Below are 16398 nucleotides of genomic sequence, written 5' to 3' on the forward strand. Positions count from 1 at the left end.
TACCCATATTTCAAGAACCCTTGAAACACGGCGCCTTTCGGGTGTCATATGGCTGTCACCGACCCGTCATAGCCGGCCGGACACTGGCTTAGCGCGCACCTGCCCTTCGTCTAGCACTACCCAATTTTGTTGCAGACTTCGGCCTATGAGGAGCGTAAGCTTTTGAAACGCGGCATGACCGCTTCAAGGCGGCGATCGTCGCCCGATGACGGGTGCGTCAATAAAAGAAAATATATGCCAGCGCCAATGGTGTTGCGCTGGCGACAAGCGGGATGGAAATACTGCCAGAACCGGACCATCGTCTAAGGCACACAAGGCACCGTCGCCCTTATCCCTTGAACAGATAGCTGGAGGGAACTATGGCCACTGACAATTTCGTCGAAAGCCTGCGCCAGAAGCATGCCAGTCTGGAAGACCGCATCCACAGCGAACTGGCACGCCCCTATCATGACAGCGCCCTCGTGCAGCGCATGAAATTCGAAAAGCTCAGGCTGAAAGAGAAGATCGACGAACACACGCGGCATTAAGCCGCCTGCTGGCCACCGGTCCTGTGCACGACACAGCCGGGCACCCAAGGTAAGGATAAGCCGGATGGGCGCCGTCCCATCCGGCTTTTTTACGCGCGGCCCCCCTCACCCCTGAGCCAGGAAGGCGGCCACGGCCGCCCGAACCTGCCGCAGGTGCGTGAACAGCGCGACATGCTCCCCGCCCGTGATGTCCAGCAGGCGCGCCCGCGGTGCCCGCCGCACGACGGCAAGGCCATGACTGAAGGGCACGATCCTGTCGTCAGTGCCGTGGATGACCAGCACCGGCATGAGCAGCCGCTCGAACGGGAAGTCAGGCGGATTGGCCAGGTGGACCATGTCGTTGCCGGTGCCGGGCAGGCGGTTGCCCAGATGGTCCATCACACCGGTCAACAGCGCCACCAGCAGCGGGCCCGCCTCCGGGTCGTGCAACGTCCGCTCCAGGACGTCCGGGTCGTGGATGGACCGGGCGGCGGCCACACGCGGGTCGCGGGCGACGCGCCAGCGCAACAGCGCCGGCAAGCCGGGAAGCTTGGCCAGAACGTTCATGGCGCGCAGCCGGCCCATGATATCCCCGCCAATATCCAGGCGCCCCGTTGCGGCCGAGACCAGGATCAGGGCCCGGCAGCGATCCGGGTGGCGCAGGGCGAACTGAAGGGCGGGCGGGCCGCCTGCCGAAACCCCGGCCACCACCGCCTGCGGCACACCCAGGGCATCCAGCAGGGCCGCCATGGCGTCGGCCTGCTGTTCCGGCGCGCCACCGGCGGTGAGCGGGGTGCGGCCATAGCCGGGGCGGGACGGCGCGATGATCCGCCAGGCGCCCACATCCGGCACCAGCGCCCGCGCCAGTAGCCAGGATTGGTCATAGCCGCCCATGCCGCCGTGCAGGGCCAGAAGGGCCGGGCCCTGGCCGGCATCGATATGCTCGATGGGGCCACGGGCGGTGGGCGTGCGGATGGAGGCCGGCAGGGCGATGACACCCGCCCCTGCCGGCGTCTTCTGAAAAACCATCATCACCTCGCGCTTCAGGCGGCCGCGGGGCCGCGCAAGACGGCCAGCAGGGGGCTGAGTTCGGCCACCGGCTTGCGTTCAATGCGGCGGTATTCCCGGCCGTCGCGACTGCGATGGACCAGGCCGGCGCTGAACAGGGCCCGGCGGAGCAGGGCGGTGTCGCCGAACAGGTGCCAGCGGGTCAGCAGATCCCCGAACGCGCGTTCGGTGAACACCTCCCGCGGCGGAATACGGGCCCACAGCGCCCAGAGGCAAAGCTCTTGCTGGCTGGCCTTGGCCGGCCAGCGCACAAGCCTGCCCTCACGATCGAAATGGCGGGCCGTCTTCTCCACACGGGCCTGGTCGGCCACGGGCTCAGCCGGCCGCGCATCGGCGGCGGCCAGGACCCGGAACTGCTGGAAATTGCGGAAACCGGCCGCGCGGCACAGGATATTCAACGTCTCGACGTGCCCGGGCGGGTGATCGAGTTTGCCGTATTGTTCCCGGACGGAACGGGCGAAGGCCGCGAGGTCATTGACCGCAAGCGGAAGGGCGGATCTGGACATGTCTCATCCTCGTCTGCGCCGGATGGAACGTCGATGGTCGCCGTCTTTCGACCCGGCACGGGATAAGCGCGTGTCAGATGGGCAAATGCAGGTTTAGCTCCCCTCGCGGGGCGGCAACGCCTCGGTGAACTGCGGACCGTGGCGCGGTTATACCATGCCGCACCCGCTGGTCAAGGCGTGGCAAACCGGGGGGCCGGAGCAGCGGATGACCGCCCCGGCCCGGCCTCTCATTTCTTGTAGAGGGCCTGATATTCCTGGCGCAGCAGGTTCTTCTGCACCTTGCCCATGGTGTTGCGCGGCAGGTCGTCCACGAACAACACGCGCTTGGGCTGCTTGAACTTGGCCAGGCGACCATCCAGCGCCGCCAGAACGGTCGCCTCGTCCACCGTGGCGCCCTTCTGGCGCACCACCACGGCGGTGACGCCCTCACCGAAGTCAGGGTGCGGCACGCCGATGACGGCGCTTTCCACCACGCCGGGCAGGCCGTCGATCTCCGTCTCGATCTCCTTGGGATAGACGTTGTAGCCGCCGGAGATGACCAGGTCCTTGCCCCGGCCGACGATATGGACATAGCCCCGGGCGTCGATCTTGCCCAGGTCGCCGGTGATGAAGAAGCCGTCGGGCCGGAACTCCGCCGCCGTCTTCTCCGGCATCTGCCAATAGCCCTTGAAGACGTTGGGGCCGCGTACCTCGATCATGCCGATTTCCCCCTGGGGAACAGCGGCCCCCGTTTCCGGATCCACCACGCGCAGGGCCACGCCCGGCAGGGGGAAGCCCACGGTGCCGGCCACCCGGTCGCCGTCATAGGGGTTGGAGGTGTTCATGTTGGTCTCGGTCATGCCGTACCGTTCCAGGATGGCGAGGCCGGTGCGGGCCCGCCAGCTGTCATGGGTCTCGGCCAGCAGGGGGGCGGAACCGGAGATGAACAGCCGCATATGGGCGGTCGCCTCCTTGGTCAGGCCGGCATGCTGCAGCAGGCGGACATAGAAGGTGGGCACGCCCATCATGGTGGTGGCGCGCGGCAACTGGCGCATGACCTCGTCGGCATCGAAGCGGCCCAGGAAGATCATGGCGCCACCGGCCAGCAGCAGGGTGTTGGTGGCCACGAACAGGCCGTGGGTATGGAAGATGGGCAGGGCGTGCAGCAGCACGTCGCGGCCCGTGAACCGCCAATAGTCCACCAAGGTCAGGGCGTTGGAGGCCAGGTTGTCATGGCTGAGCATGGCGCCCTTGGACCGGCCGGTGGTGCCGGAGGTGTAGAGGATGGCGGCCAGGTCGTCCGCCCCCCGGTCCACATCCACGAAGGTGCTGGCCTGCTCCAGCGCCGCCGCCAGCAGGGTGCCGGCATCGGCCGCTCCTTGGCCACCCAGCGTTTCCACCTCCGCCACACCCTTGGCGTGGGCCAGTTCCTTCATCGGGCCGGCCTTGGCCGGATCGCACACCACCAGGTGGGGCGTGGCGTCGCCGATGAAATAGTCCAGTTCCGCCAGGGTATAGCCGGTGTTCAGCGGCAGGTAGATGGCGCCCGCCCGCACGCAGGCGAGATAGAGCATGATGGCCTCGGCGCTCTTCTCCACCTGCACCGCCACGCGGTCGCCGGGCTTCACCCCCCGGGCCACCAGCAGGTTGGCCATGCGCGCCGACAGGGTCACCATGTCACCGTAGGTCAGCGTCCGCTCGGCTTGGCCCTTGGTCTCCGGAATGATGATGAACGGCGTCTCCCGTGCCGGCATGCGGCCCTGGATCAGGGAAAAGAGATGGTTGGCCATGACAGTCACACTCCGGGATCTTCTTCTTGGGGGCGTTATTATCGTTGAGGCTTAAACGGGGGGCTGGGCGTCGGCGACGGGCTGGCGGGGGTGTTTGGACGCGACCTCCGCCTTGGGCTTGGGCGGCGGTTCGTCCTTACCGGTCTCGGGCTTGGGCTCGGCCTTCAGGTGGCGGCGGACGGCGGCGGCGGCCACCACCTCACCCTTGTCGGCGTAACGCTCGTGGTTGGTTTCGATGTCGTCCAGCTTATAAAGGTAGTTGACCATCAGGCCATGGGATTGGGCCAGACCCTTGGGCGACAGATCGCCCAGGAAGTTAAGGCGTTCCAGCCGGGCGCCGTTGCCCAGGTGGAAGCGGGCGACCGGGTCCACCGGCCTGTTGCCCCGGGCTTTGGCCTTCAGGAAATAATGCGCCGCCGCCTGCAACAGCACGGGTGACACCGTGGCGGCCGTGCCGGGATCACGCTGCCAGTCCGGCTGGTCCAGCGCCGTCAGGATGGCCTTGTCCGCCGGTCGCAGAACGATGGAACCGTCGTCTTTCCGCTCCCGCGCCAGCCATTTGGCGAAGGCCGGCACGGGCGACAGGGTGACGAAGGTCTTCAGGTTGGGCAGTTCCCCCCGCAAATCCTCCACCACCTGCTTGATCAGGAAGTTGCCGAAGGAGACGCCGCGCAACCCCTCCTGGCAGTTGGAGATGGAGTAGAACACGGCGGTGGTCGCATCCTCCTCCGCGATGGGCGCGCGCCCCTCCGCCAGCAGGGCGTCGATGCTGGCGGGGATGTCGGGCGCCAGCGCCACCTCCACGAAGATCAGCGGGTCGTCCAGCAGTTGCGGATGGAAGAAGGCGAAGCAGCGGCGGTCGGACGGCGCCAGGCGGCGGCGCAGGTCGTCCCAGTCACGGATGGTGTGCACCGCCTCATAGCGGATGATCTTTTCCAGGATGTTGGCCGGCGTCGTCCAATCGATATGACGCAGCACCAGGAAGCCACGGTTGAACCAACTGGCCAGCAGGTGGCTGAAGTCGGCGTCCACCGCCTCCAGCGCCTGCTTTTCCACGCCCTGGGCGTCGGCCATCACCCGGAACAGGGCCTCGCGCATGCGCACCACCGCCTCCGTCCCGCCGGGGGCGAGGTTCAGGCGGCGGAACAGCTCCTGCCGCCGTGCTTCGGCGGCATTGTGCAGGGTCAGGGCGGTCCCGGCGCCGGGGGCGGCGCGATAGGCGTCGATGGCCTTGTCCAGCCTGATCGGATCGGGACCGAAACGATAGGCCAAATCCAACAGGAAAGCTCGTTGGCCGGCGGCATTCAAGGTCGCCCACTGGTCCAGGATCTGCTCCGCCAGCGCCACGCCCGACGCCTCGCCCCGGCCCGACAGCAGGGTGTCGCACAAGGTGGGCAGGTCACGCTTGGGCTGGCCCTTGGCGGACAGCGGCATCAGCTTGGCCGCGTCCTCCAGCAAATCCTCCACCATGGGGCCGTGGCGGCGCAGCAGGGCGCGGCCGCGGTCGGCGATGGTCGTCAACATGGACCGGAAGAAGGTGCTGCTGCTCATGAACTGGGCCTCGCGGGTTGCGAACCAGGGGTCGAGATAGCGGCGAACCGTCACCGCACGATGGTAGGCCGGCTAAGCGCGCCCGCCAAGGCCGGCTGGGGGGATGCCGGTGCGGCTTGGGGCATCGACATGTTGGACACGAAGTCGGACAGGCTGTCACCCTGGATGCCGATATGGCGGCGCATCAAGGTTTCCGCCCGGTCCGGGTCACCTTCCAGCAGGGCCCGCACCACGTCGTCGTGCTCCTGCACCGACTTGGCGACGCGCCCCAGCTGGTGCAACTGGTTGCGGCGATAGGGCGAGAGGCGGTTGCGCACACGCCGCGTCTCCTCCTCCAGTTGGCGGTTGTGGCTGCCGGCGTAGATGACCTCGTGAAAACGGGTGTTCATGGCGTAATAGACATCGGGGTCGCCGGCGGCCGCCAGGCGCTGGCATTCGGCGTGGACGGCCAGCAGATCCGCCCGCTCCGCCGGTGTCATGCGCCGGGCGGCCAACCGGGCGCACAGGCCTTCCAGCACGGCCATGATCTCGAACAGCTCCAGCACCTGGCGCACGTCCAGTCCCACCACCACCGCCCCCTGGCGCGGGCGGATTTCCACGAAGCCCTGGGCCGCCAACATCTTCAACGCCTCCCGCACCGGGGTACGTGATGTGCCGAAGCGTTGGGCCAGCACCTGTTCGTCCAGCCGCACGCCCGGCAGGGCGCGGCCGGCGCAGATGTCGTCCTCCAGCGCGCGGGCCATCTGCTCGGAACGGGTTTCGGGAAGGGCCATGGGTCACCTCATCCGGGGCTGGGCCGGCGCAGGGGCGGCGGCGGGCACGGGCGTCTTCTCCCTCAATTTACGCATACACCAGTGATCTTCGTGCATGCAAGATGGATGGTCTTGCGTTTCAGAGATTGACGCCCCTAGGTTGCTCTGACATGCTTCGCCTGCCCAAGCATCTGCAAATAAAGACATATTTCGCAATCGCAGCATTTATTGAGCAGGTGCGTGAGCCGGGAGGATCCGGGCGCCCGACGTGGCGCCCATGTGCTTGAAGGACCCGCCACGTCCCGGTCCCACCTTTATCCGTTTCCTTGTCAGAACCGACGCTTCAGGCCCAACCCCAACGCCGGACCAGAAGAAGACCGGCGCCTGCCCATGGTGAGGAACACGCCCCATGTCGACCGACCAGACGTCCCCCCTGTCGCGCCGCGCCCTGCTGGGAGGTATGGCGGCCGGCCCCATCACCCTGACCCTGGGCGGCACGGTGCTGAGCGCCGGCGGCCTGCTGCCGGGCCTGGCCCAGGCGCAGACCACCCTGAAGATCTCCCACCAGTTCCCTGGCGGCACCCTGACCGAAGGCGATTTCCGCGACCGGCTGTGCCGCAAGTTCGCGGCGCAGGTGGAGGCGGAAACCAAGGGCGCCCTGAAGTTCGAGATTTACCCCGCCTCCTCCCTCATGAAGACGGTGGCGCAGCTGCAGGCCCTGCGGAAGGGCGCCCTGGACTTCACCCTCTATCCCATGCCCTACGGCGGCGGCGAGATTCCGGAGATGAACCTGGGCCTGATGCCCTGCCTGGTGACGACGTATGAGCAAGGGCTGGCCTGGAAGAAGAAGCCCATTGGCGAGGCGCTGACCAAGGCGCTGGAGGACAAGGGCGTCAAGATCCTGAGCTGGGTGTGGCAGGCGGGCGGTGTGGCCGCGCGCGGCGCCCCGGTGCTGCACCCCGCCGACGTGAAAGGCATCAAGATCCGCGGTGGGTCACGTGAGATGGACATGATGTTCAAGGCGGCCGGCGCCGCCGTCTCCTCCATCCCGTCCAACGAGATCTACGCCGGCATGCAGACCGGCGCCCTGGACGCGGCAGTCACCAGTTCCACCAGCCTGATCTCCTTCAAGCTGGAGGAGCAGAGCAAGAGCCTGACCGCCGCCCGGCAGAGGAGCTTCTGGTTCATGCTGGAACCGCTGATGATGTCCAAGATCGTTTTCGACGGCCTGCCGGCCGCCCAGCAGAAGGCCCTGCTGACGGTGGGTGAGTTGCTGGAGCCCTTCGGCCTGGAGGAGGCCAAGAAGGACGACCAGCGCGTGGCCGAGATTTACGCCAAGGCCGGGGTGAAGGTCGTCGACATGGACGACAAGGTGATGGACGAATGGCGCGCCATCGCCCGCGACACCGCCTGGAAGGACTTCGGCGAACGCTATCCCGAGGGCGCCAAGCTGCTGAAGTTGGCCGAGGATGCGGCATGAGGGCCGCTGAGTTCGAAACCAATACGCCCGAGGGCGGCCCCGGGGCGGCGCGCCTGCCCCGGGAACGGCGGCCCCCCTCCGCTGGGCGGGCACGCTGTTGGCCTGGGCCAACAGGGTGATCGCCACCGTGGCGGCGGTGGCGGTGGTAGCCGCCGGCGTCGTCATGACGGAAGAGGCCCTGGTGCGCTATTTCCTGCACCAGGCGGCCGACTGGCAGGATGAGACCGCCATCTTCCTGCTGGTGGGCGCCACCTTCCTGTCGGCCGCCTACGTCCAGTCCCGCCGGGGTCATGTCGCCATCGAGGCGGTGGGCGGCCTCCTGCCCGCCCCGGTGGAGCGGGCGCGGCGCTGGGTGGCGGACCTGATCTCCTTTCTTTTCTGTGGCTTCTTCTCCTGGAAATCCTGGGTGTTGTGCCATGAGGCCTGGGTGGAGGGTTACGTCACCTTCTCCTCCTGGGCGCCGCCCTTGTGGATCCCCTACCTCGCCATGTCGGTGGGCATGACCCTGCTGACCCTGCAGATCGCCCTGCAACTGCTGGCGCCCCAGCCGGCGGACGCCCCCACGGAAGGACGCGCCCATGGGCACGGTTGAGATCGGCCTGCTCTATGGCGGCGCCACCCTGGTGACCCTGTTCGCCGGCCTGCCCATCGCCTTCGCGCTGGGCAGCGTCGCGGTGGTCTTCATGTATTTCTTCATGCCGGTGGCCTCGCTGGATACCGTCACCCAGAATGTGTACGAGGAGATGGCCAGCATCACCATGCTGACCATTCCCCTGTTCATCCTGAAGGGGGCGGCCATCGGCCGCTCGCGCGCCGGTTCCGATCTCTATTCCGCGCTGCATGTGTGGATGGGCCGGGTGCCGGGCGGCCTCGGCGTGGCCAACGTCTTCGCCTGCGCCCTGTTCGCCGCCATGGCCGGCAGCAGCCCCGCCACCTGTTCCGCCATCGGCAGCGCCGGCATACCCGAGATGCGGCGGCGCGGCTATTCCCCGGGCTTCGCCGCGGGGATCATCGCGGCCGGCGGCACGCTGGGCATCCTGCTGCCCCCGTCCATCACGCTGATCCTCTACGCCGTGGCGGCGGAGCAGTCGCTGGGCCGCCTGTTCCTGGCCGGCATCGGGCCGGGCATGCTGATGGTCCTGCTGTTCGCCATCTACGCCGTGGCGCGCTATCGCCAGGAAAAGGCGGCGGCGACGGCGGCCTATACCCAGGGCGGCACCTGGTCGGAGATCCTGCGCACCGACACATTCACGGCGCGGGAGCGCTTCGCCGCCATCCCGCGCGTGCTGCCCTTCGTCATCCTGCTAATCGGCGTCATGTTCGCCCTTTACGGCGGCATCGCCACCCCATCGGAGACGGCGGGATTGGGGGCGGTGCTTGCGCTGCTGATGGTGGCCGGTATCTATCGCGTCTGGCGGCCGGCGCAGGTGGGCCCCATCCTGATGTCCACCCTGCGCGAGTCCACCATGCTGATGATGATCATCGGCATGTCGCTGCTGTATTCCTACGTGATGAGCTACCTGCACATCAGCCAGGGGGCGGCGGAGTGGATCGTGGGCATGCACCTGTCGAAATGGGTGCTGCTGGCCGCCATCCTGCTGCTGGTGGTGGTGCTGGGCTTTTTCCTGCCACCGGTCAGCATCATCCTGATGACCGCGCCCATCATCCTGCCGCCGCTGAAGGCCGCCGGCTTCGACCTGATCTGGTTCGGCATCATCATGTCCATCGTCATGGAGATGGGTCTGATCCACCCGCCGGTGGGCTTGAACATCTTCGTCATCAAGAACATCGCGCCGGACATCCCCCTGCGCGACGTGGTCATGGGGGTGCTGCCCTTCGTGGGCCTGATGCTGGTGTCCATCCTGGCGCTGTGCTTCGTGCCGGGCCTGGCCACCTGGCTGCCGGCCGCCGTCTACGCCGGCTGATCTCTGCGCCACCAAGCAGTGGCATGAGAGGTTCTCATGCCACTGTAGCCTGCGACCGCGGGCGCCGGAGATTTCCGGAGAGCATCAGCGGACTGGAAATGGAGGACAAGCCAAAGGCGCGGATGCGCCTGCCGTCGCCTGAGGAACACTCAATCAAGCGACGTCCGTACGAATCTCGGCCACCACGCCGTCCACGACGGTCTGCAACTTTTCCACCCGGCCGGACAGCAGCTTGGACAGGTCGGCGATGCCGTCGGCGGAGCCGTTGGTGTCGGTCCAGGCCGACAGCGTCTCCTCACACCCCCGGGCGGCGGCGCCGGCGCTCTGCACCGCCTCGGCGGCGCTGCGCGCGATCTCCTTGGTGGCGGCGTCCTGTTCCTCCACCGCCGCCGCGATGGCGGAGGTCGCGGCGTCCACGTCGAAGATGACGGTGGCGATGGATTCGATGGCGTCGGCCGCCTCCTGCGTGCTGTCGCGGATGGCGGCCACCTTCTGCGCCACTTCCGACGTCGCCAAGCCCGTCTGGCCGGCCAGGTTCTTGACCTCGGACGCCACGACGGCGAAGCCCTTGCCCGCAACGCCGGCGCGCGCCGCCTCAATGGTGGCGTTCAGCGCCAGCAGGTTGGTGCGTTCCGCGATCTCGCTGATGGTGGCCAGCACGCTGCCGATGCTGGACGCCGCCTCCGAGAGGCCGCTGATGATGGCCTGGGCGGAGCGCGCGCGCCCCGCCGCCTCGCGCGTCACGCCGGAGGAGCGGGCGACCTGGCTGCTGATCTCGGCGATGGCTTCCGACAGCTGCGAGGCCGCGTCCGCCACCTGCGCGGCGCTGTCCAGCGCGTCCCCGCCGGAGGCGGCGATGGCACCGGCGTTATCCGATCCACGCCGCACCAGGGCGCGCAGGTCATCGGCACAGCCGCGGGCGTCGGTGGCGGCGCCCGCCACCTCTCCCGCCAGGCCACCGACATCGCTTTCCAGGCGCCTGGCCAGGGCCAGCATCAGGCGGTTGCGCTCGTCCCGCGCCTGGGCGGCCACGGCCTCACGCGCGGCCGTCGCCTGTTCCAATTCCTCATGCGCCTGGCGGGCGTCGGCCAAGGCCTCGTCCGAGCGCTGGAAGGACCGGGCCATGGTCTGTGCCAACCAGGCCAGCAGGGCCCCCTCGAACACCACCAGCCAGACGTACATCAGGATGCGCAGGTACTCCCCGCCCCGCACCCCAGCCGATTCCGGAACCGCCAGCCCGCCGACGATGAAAAACAGCGCCACCGCCGCCGCCGAGGCCGCCAGCGTGCGACCGTCGCAGAAGCCGGCGGAGACGGCCACCAGGATGTAGACGTAGATCTGCATGCCCGTCTGCCACGGGTTGCCGGCGAAGGCCCAGATGGACAGGGCGCCCGCCAGGGGCAGGCAGGCGGCCAGCACCAGGCGGCTGGCTGGCGGCGGCAGGGTGACCCAGGCGACAGCCGCCACCAGGACCACCAGCAGGGTCGCCGCGGGCTGGCGCCAATCGAACCCGCCCAGGACCACCTGTTGGGCGGCCAGAAGAACGAAGATCTGCGCAGCCAGCAGCGTCAGCACCAGCAGGGTGGTGGTGCGGCGGACGCGATCCAGCGGCGGCAGGTGTGCAGCAGAGGCAAGCGATGCGACAGGCATGGGCCAATCTCCCGGAAAAGGTTTTCCCAGATAACCGTTCCCGATACGCCCTGCCTTGACCTGGATCACTAATATGCGATGAAGCGGGGCCCCGCTGGGGCCCCGGCGGCCGGAGACCGGCGAATGGCGCGGGCGGCGGCGATCAGAAGAACGCCTGGCTCAGATTCTGCTGCGGCGCCTGCACGGGGGTCGACAGGGTTTCCACGGACGCCAGCCACTGGAAGTAGCTGACCACCACCACGCGCACGGCGCTGGACAGGCTGGTCTCGTCATCGCGCGAGCGGTCGATGACATCCAGCAGTTCGGCGATCTGGCACCCTTCCTGGCGGGCCAGCAGGTCCAGGCCCGTCCAGAACTGCGGCTCCAGCCGCATGGAGGTGCGGCGGCTGCCCACGCGGACGCTGCGCGGCACCAGGGATCGCGGCGCCGTCGCCTGATGCACGGCGGCCAGAACCGGGAATGGAAGGCGATGGCTGGTCAATACGGTCATGTCCGTGCTCCGAGACAAGGACCCGGAAGCGCTATCAGCGCGGGTCATCCGGGGGTGTGATGGCGGTCCTTATCAAAGCGGGGGAAATGTAGTTACATAACTGTAGACTTATACAGGGTTAGGCGCCTTTGACGCGAAAGTGGTGCCCCGGCCCGTCAACGCACGCCCTGCCCGGGGCCTCTTGGATGCTTTCCCATGATCCTGGACGAAGCCCTGAACCGGTTGAGCCAGCCTGACAACCCTGAAGATTTATTCAGCACATTCAGTGAGTTGTCACGCGACCTCGGCTACGCCGCCGTCAGTTACATCGACAGCCGTCCAGGCCCCGCGCCGGGCGAACCGGACCTTTTCGTGCGGACGACGGTGCGGGAGGATTTCCTGCATACCTACCTGTCCGAAGGGTATATGAGCCATAATCCGCTGATGCTGATGGCGCGGCGGCAGGCCGCCCCCCTCACCTGGGCCGACGTGCCGGAGTTCCACGCCAGCCTGCAAGCGCCGTCCAAGCTGGATGTGCCGGGCCGCGGACGGGCCAAGCAGGACGCCCAGCGTGCCATCGCCGTCATGACCTCCGCCGCCGACCATGGCTACACCCAGGGCTATGTCATCCCCACCCACACGGTCGATCCGCAGGGCCGCTTGGCCTCGGCCGTCGTCAGCCTATTCTGGACGCAAAAGCCGGAGGGCCTGATCAGCCCCAATTCCGCGCCGGCCTGGTTGCGCCTCAGCGCCCTTTATTTCCACGAACGGGTGGTCAGCATGCGCCTGACACCCGTGGCGCCACCACCGACGCTGACCCAGCGTGAGCAGGAGGCCCTGATGTGGGCCAGCCGGGGCAAGACGGTGGAGGAGACGGGCGAGATCATCGGCGTCTCCGGCCGCACCGTGACCTTCCACCTGCAGAACGCGCTGGAGAAGCTGGGATGCTATTCCAAGATCCACGCGGTGGCGAAAGCCATCCAGATGGGCTTGATTCATCCCTAGCGTTGCCTGGGTGGCCGTCGGGCATCCGCCCCTCGGCCATCCTCGCCGCGCCCTAAGGGGCTCGCTGCGGGGTTTACAGTCGCAAGCCTGATGAAAGGCAAAGAAAAAGGCGCCGGGGATCTGCCGGCGCCTTTTTTTTTCCAAGGGTCGCGTGCCTCAGAACTGCGAAGCGCGGCGGCGGCTGACCAAACGCTGCAGGTACTGGCCGTAGGGGCTGTTCTTGTAGGCCTTGGCCTGGGACAGCACCGCCTCCTCATCCACGAAACCCAATTCCAAGGCGATTTCCTCGGGGCAGCCGATCTTCAGGCCCTGGCGATGCTCGATGGTGCGCACGAATTCCGCCGCTTCCAGCAGCGAATTGTGGGTGCCGGTGTCAAGCCAGGCCGTGCCGCGGCCCAGGCGTTCCACCAGCAGGTTGCCCTGCTGCAGGTAGACGTTGTTGACGTCGGTGATCTCCAACTCGCCACGGGGCGAGGGCTTGATCTCGCGGGCGATGTCCACCACCCGGTTGTCGTAGAAGTACAGACCGGTCACCGCCCAGTTGGACCTGGGCTCCTTGGGCTTTTCCACGATGCTGATGGCGCGGCCCCGCTCGTCGAATTCCACCACGCCATAGCGGTGCGGATCCTCAACCCAATAGGCGAAGACGGTGGCGCCATCCTTCACCGAGGCGGCCTTCTGGGCCTGGGCGCTCAGGCCCTGCCCGTAGAAGATGTTGTCGCCCAGCACCAGGGCGCAGGGGTCCTTGCCAATGAAGTCCCGGCCGATGATGAAGGCCTCGGCCAAGCCGTTGGGCGCCGCCTGCTGGGCATAGGACAGGTTGATCCCCCAAGGCGCGCCATCGCCCAGCAGATCCTGGAACAGCGGCAGGTGGTGCGGCGTGCTGATCAGCAGGATATCGCGGATGCCGGCCAGCATCAGGACCGACAGCGGATAATAGACCATCGGCTTGTCATAGATGGGCAGCAACTGCTTGCTGACGCTCTTGGTCAGCGGGTGCAACCGGGTGCCGGAACCGCCCGCGAGGATGATGCCCTTCATTGGAATAAGCCTTGTATCTTATAAGGTTAAAGGAAATCTTGAGGTGCGCCGCGAGGCTCAGGCCGGTAGAAGCACGTCCAGGCTGCGCGCCAAGCTGTCCGGCCAAGCCGGGGCCCGCCAACCGAAGACCCGCCCCAGCAGCGCGCAATCCAGCACGGAATTGGCCGGCCGCTTGGCAGGGGTCGGATAGTCCGCCGTGCCTATCGCCACCAGGCGCGGCACCTTGGCCCCCCGGGCCTGGGCCTGGGCGAAAATCTCCGCCGCGAAGCCGTGCCAGGTGGTCGCGCCGGTGCCGCACAGGTGATAGGTGCCGAAGCCATCGCGCTGCCCGTCCAGGATGCGGTTGCCCACCGCCACCAGGGCGTCGGCGATATCCGCCGCCGCCGTGGGACAGCCGTGCTGATCCGCCACCACGCGCAGCTCTTCCCGCTCCGCGCCCAGGCGCAACATGGTCCTCAGGAAATTGGCGCGGTCGGGGCCATAAACCCAGGCCGTGCGCAGGATGACATGGGCTGGCAAAGCCGCCCGCACCGCCCGCTCCCCCGCCTCTTTCGAGGCGCCGTAGACGCTGACGGGGCCGACGGGGTCGGTTTCCAGATAGGGCCCCACCTTGGTGCCGTCGAAGACATAATCGGTCGACAGATGCAGCAAGGGGGTGTTGCGCACGGCGCAGGCTCGGGCCAGCGCCGCCGGGCCGTCACGGTTGGCGGCATAGGCCGCGTCGGGCTCGCTCTCGGCCTTGTCCACGGCCGTGTAGGCGGCGCAATTCACCACCAGGTCGGCGGCCGTCACCGCCGCCAGGACGGTATCGGCATCGGCGATGTCCAGCGCGTCACGCCCCGGTGCGGTGACGCGCCAGTTGGCCGGCGCCACCCGCTGGAAGGCAAGGCCCACCTGACCGGCGCCGCCGAGCAGCAAGACCCGCACGTTCCCCGCGCTCCCCCCGCCATGACCCAGTCCCCTCAGCCGACGGCGGCGGCGGCGGGGGCGGCCACGCCCAGGCGCTGGCCGGCATACCTGGCCTCGCGGATGGGCTCCCACCACCAGCGGTTGGCCAAGTACCAGTCGACCGTGCGGCGGATGCCTTCCTCGAAGGTCACCGAGGGCTCCCACCCCAGCTCGCGCTTGATCTTGGAGGCGTCGATGGCATAGCGCTGATCGTGGCCCGGACGGTCGGTCACGAAGGTGATCAGGTCGCGGCGCTTGGTGCTGCTGGGCAGGCGTTCGTCCAGCAGATCACAGATGGTTTCCACCACATGCAGGTTGCGCTGTTCGGCGTTGCCACCGACGTTGTAACGCTCACCCGGCACACCTTTGCGCACGATCAGCACCAGGGCGCGGGCGTGGTCTTCCACGAACAGCCAGTCGCGGACGTTATCGCCCTTGCCATAAACCGGCAGCTTCTTGCCCTCCATCCCGTTCAGGATCATGAGCGGGATGAGCTTTTCCGGGAAATGGAAGGGGCCGTAGTTGTTGGAGCAGTTGCTGAGCAGCGTCGGCAAGCCGTAGGTGTGATACCAGGCGTTGACCAGATGGTCGGACGCCGCCTTGCTGGCGGAATAGGGGGAGTTGGGGGAATAGGCGGTGTCCTCGCGGAACAGCCCGTCCTCACCCAGTGAGCCATAAACCTCGTCGGTGGAGATGTGGTGGAAGCGGAAGGCGGCCTTGCGTGCCTCGGGCAGGGCCTGCCAATACTCCCGCGCCGTTTCCAGCATCACATGGGTGCCGTTGATGTTGGTGCGGATGAAGATGCCCGACCCCTCGATGGACCGGTCGACATGGCTTTCCGCCGCCAGGTGCATCACGGCGTCGGGCTGGTGGCGCTTGAAGATGTCGCGCATGGCCTCGACATCGGCGACGTCGGCCTTTTCCAGCACGGCCCGGCCGCTGGCCAGAACTTCACCAATGGATTCCAGGCTGGCCGCGTAGGTCAGCTTGTCCACGCACACCAGGTCATCCTGGCCTTCGGACACCAACAGGCGGCACACAGCGGACCCAATAAAACCGGCCGCACCCGTCACCATTATCTTCACGCGCCAAACTCCTTGAAGACCACGTCCTGCCATCCGGGGCGGCAGGTTTGAGCAATGCGCCCGAAAATACAACTCCGTCCCCGGCAAATGCAAACCCGGCGATGCCGGCAGCCGCATCCTTTCAATACGACAGGCCGGCGATCGCCCGCGAAGTGCTGCCGAAAGTGCGATGCCCGGCTGCAGGTCGTATCCCACTTCGACGATAACCTTAGGGTGACACAAGTAAATGACAGGAAAAAAGCCTACGCTATAGGTCTGGGTCGTAAAATCACGACCGGTATCAGCCATGATAATGACGTACGACCAAAGCATCCATGACGAGTTCGCCAGATACGATAATGATGAGGGCCTAGAAAATACCCGTCAATACAAAGTATGACACGACCAAAAGGACGTGAGAACGGAGAGAGAAATGGCTGGAAAGAGCGGACTATTGATCACCGGCGCCGTCATCGTGGTCCTGGGCGTGCTGGCCCTGGCCGTGCCCATGTTCACCACCAAGGACACCAAGGAACTGGCCAAGATCGGCGATCTGCAGGTGACCGCGAAGGAGGAGAACACCCATGTCGTGCCCCCCTTCGTCGGTCCCGCCGCCCTGATCCTGGGCTTGGTGCTGATGGGCGCCGCCCTGGTGCGCCGTTAA

The 16398-nt window shown here is 67.0% G+C and carries 16 protein-coding genes; 6 read left to right on the plus strand and 10 right to left on the minus strand.

Annotated features, from left to right (window positions below):
• Positions 1-359 precede the first annotated feature (359 nt).
• Entirely contained in the window at positions 360-527 is a 168-nt protein-coding gene (locus UAA55_RS02395) for a YdcH family protein (protein WP_081486311.1), read from the plus strand.
• 105 nt (positions 528-632) lie between these two features.
• On the opposite strand, the gene UAA55_RS02400 is transcribed toward UAA55_RS02395, so the two are convergent.
• The 5 genes from UAA55_RS02400 to UAA55_RS02420 all read right to left on the minus strand — a co-directional run bounded on the left by UAA55_RS02400 (position 633) and on the right by UAA55_RS02420 (position 6173).
• Positions 633-1538, minus strand: a complete 906-nt coding sequence (locus tag UAA55_RS02400; RefSeq protein WP_322951070.1) for an alpha/beta fold hydrolase — start codon at positions 1536-1538, stop codon at positions 633-635.
• 11 nt (positions 1539-1549) lie between these two features.
• A complete protein-coding gene (locus tag UAA55_RS02405) occupies positions 1550-2080 on the minus strand; it encodes a DUF2087 domain-containing protein (RefSeq protein WP_322951071.1) in 531 nt (176 codons plus the stop codon).
• 227 nt (positions 2081-2307) lie between these two features.
• The gene (locus UAA55_RS02410) at positions 2308-3849 is read right to left on the minus strand and encodes a malonate--CoA ligase (protein WP_322951072.1); all 1542 of its coding nucleotides are present in this window, start codon (positions 3847-3849) and stop codon (positions 2308-2310) included.
• 51 nt (positions 3850-3900) lie between these two features.
• Complete coding sequence (locus tag UAA55_RS02415; protein ID WP_322951073.1) at positions 3901-5400, minus strand: malonyl-CoA decarboxylase; 1500 nt, start codon at positions 5398-5400, stop codon at positions 3901-3903.
• A 50-nt stretch (positions 5401-5450) separates the two neighbouring features.
• Positions 5451-6173, minus strand: a complete 723-nt coding sequence (locus UAA55_RS02420; RefSeq protein ID WP_322951074.1) for a GntR family transcriptional regulator — start codon at positions 6171-6173, stop codon at positions 5451-5453.
• Between the two features lie 388 nt (positions 6174-6561).
• On the opposite strand from UAA55_RS02420, the gene dctP reads away from it, so the two are divergent.
• The 3 genes from dctP (at position 6562) to UAA55_RS02435 (ending at position 9557) form a co-directional block, all read left to right on the plus strand.
• On the plus strand, positions 6562-7632 hold the full coding sequence (dctP, locus tag UAA55_RS02425) for a TRAP transporter substrate-binding protein DctP (protein ID WP_322951075.1): 1071 nt from the start codon (positions 6562-6564) through the stop codon (positions 7630-7632).
• A gap of 97 nt (positions 7633-7729) precedes the next feature.
• On the plus strand, positions 7730-8224 hold the full coding sequence (locus UAA55_RS02430) for a TRAP transporter small permease (protein ID WP_322951076.1): 495 nt from the start codon (positions 7730-7732) through the stop codon (positions 8222-8224).
• Positions 8211-9557, plus strand: coding sequence for a TRAP transporter large permease (locus tag UAA55_RS02435; protein ID WP_322951077.1), 1347 nt, complete (start codon positions 8211-8213; stop codon positions 9555-9557). The genes UAA55_RS02430 and UAA55_RS02435 overlap by 14 nt, the downstream gene beginning before the upstream one ends.
• Before the next feature lie 153 nt (positions 9558-9710).
• Here UAA55_RS02435 and UAA55_RS02440 read toward each other — a convergent pair whose 3' ends face one another.
• Together UAA55_RS02440 and UAA55_RS02445 are read right to left on the minus strand one after the other, a co-directional pair.
• Complete coding sequence (locus UAA55_RS02440; RefSeq protein ID WP_322951078.1) at positions 9711-11207, minus strand: methyl-accepting chemotaxis protein; 1497 nt, start codon at positions 11205-11207, stop codon at positions 9711-9713.
• Between the two features lie 142 nt (positions 11208-11349).
• Positions 11350-11697, minus strand: coding sequence for a ribbon-helix-helix domain-containing protein (locus UAA55_RS02445; protein WP_322951079.1), 348 nt, complete (start codon positions 11695-11697; stop codon positions 11350-11352).
• Between the two features lie 195 nt (positions 11698-11892).
• Here UAA55_RS02445 and UAA55_RS02450 point away from each other — a divergent pair, with 195 nt between their 5' ends.
• Positions 11893-12681, plus strand: a complete 789-nt coding sequence (locus tag UAA55_RS02450; RefSeq protein ID WP_322951080.1) for a helix-turn-helix transcriptional regulator — start codon at positions 11893-11895, stop codon at positions 12679-12681.
• A 156-nt stretch (positions 12682-12837) separates the two neighbouring features.
• On the opposite strand, the gene rfbA is transcribed toward UAA55_RS02450, so the two are convergent.
• Genes rfbA through rfbB form a run of 3 tightly spaced genes read right to left on the minus strand, consistent with a single transcriptional unit; the run spans position 12838 to position 15755 of the window.
• Positions 12838-13722: a glucose-1-phosphate thymidylyltransferase RfbA gene (rfbA, locus tag UAA55_RS02455; protein ID WP_322951081.1), complete on the minus strand. Its 885-nt coding sequence runs from the start codon at positions 13720-13722 to the stop codon at positions 12838-12840.
• A gap of 57 nt (positions 13723-13779) precedes the next feature.
• Entirely contained in the window at positions 13780-14649 is an 870-nt protein-coding gene (gene rfbD, locus UAA55_RS02460; protein WP_322951082.1) for a dTDP-4-dehydrorhamnose reductase, read from the minus strand.
• 35 nt (positions 14650-14684) lie between these two features.
• On the minus strand, positions 14685-15755 hold the full coding sequence (rfbB, locus tag UAA55_RS02465; protein ID WP_322951083.1) for a dTDP-glucose 4,6-dehydratase: 1071 nt from the start codon (positions 15753-15755) through the stop codon (positions 14685-14687).
• 412 nt (positions 15756-16167) lie between these two features.
• On the opposite strand from rfbB, the gene UAA55_RS02470 reads away from it, so the two are divergent.
• Entirely contained in the window at positions 16168-16398 is a 231-nt protein-coding gene (locus tag UAA55_RS02470) for a hypothetical protein (RefSeq protein WP_322951084.1), read from the plus strand.

It is taken from the genome of Nitrospirillum guanabarense (genome assembly GCF_034653355.1).
Taxonomy (GTDB): Bacteria; Pseudomonadota; Alphaproteobacteria; order Azospirillales; family Azospirillaceae; genus Nitrospirillum.

Coding starts and splice junctions, on each gene's coding strand:
- UAA55_RS02410 (WP_322951072.1), bottom strand. CDS start 3,849: ATGGCCAACCATCTCTTTTCCCTGATCCAGGGCCGCATGCCGGCACGG.
- UAA55_RS02470 (WP_322951084.1), top strand. CDS start 16,168: ATGGCTGGAAAGAGCGGACTATTGATCACCGGCGCCGTCATCGTGGTC.
- UAA55_RS02400 (WP_322951070.1), bottom strand. CDS start 1,538: ATGATGGTTTTTCAGAAGACGCCGGCAGGGGCGGGTGTCATCGCCCTG.
- rfbA (WP_322951081.1), bottom strand. CDS start 13,722: ATGAAGGGCATCATCCTCGCGGGCGGTTCCGGCACCCGGTTGCACCCG.
- UAA55_RS02395 (WP_081486311.1), top strand. CDS start 360: ATGGCCACTGACAATTTCGTCGAAAGCCTGCGCCAGAAGCATGCCAGT.
- UAA55_RS02445 (WP_322951079.1), bottom strand. CDS start 11,697: ATGACCGTATTGACCAGCCATCGCCTTCCATTCCCGGTTCTGGCCGCC.
- dctP (WP_322951075.1), top strand. CDS start 6,562: ATGTCGACCGACCAGACGTCCCCCCTGTCGCGCCGCGCCCTGCTGGGA.
- UAA55_RS02450 (WP_322951080.1), top strand. CDS start 11,893: ATGATCCTGGACGAAGCCCTGAACCGGTTGAGCCAGCCTGACAACCCT.
- UAA55_RS02420 (WP_322951074.1), bottom strand. CDS start 6,173: ATGGCCCTTCCCGAAACCCGTTCCGAGCAGATGGCCCGCGCGCTGGAG.
- UAA55_RS02435 (WP_322951077.1), top strand. CDS start 8,211: ATGGGCACGGTTGAGATCGGCCTGCTCTATGGCGGCGCCACCCTGGTG.
- UAA55_RS02405 (WP_322951071.1), bottom strand. CDS start 2,080: ATGTCCAGATCCGCCCTTCCGCTTGCGGTCAATGACCTCGCGGCCTTC.
- UAA55_RS02440 (WP_322951078.1), bottom strand. CDS start 11,207: ATGCCTGTCGCATCGCTTGCCTCTGCTGCACACCTGCCGCCGCTGGAT.
- UAA55_RS02415 (WP_322951073.1), bottom strand. CDS start 5,400: ATGAGCAGCAGCACCTTCTTCCGGTCCATGTTGACGACCATCGCCGAC.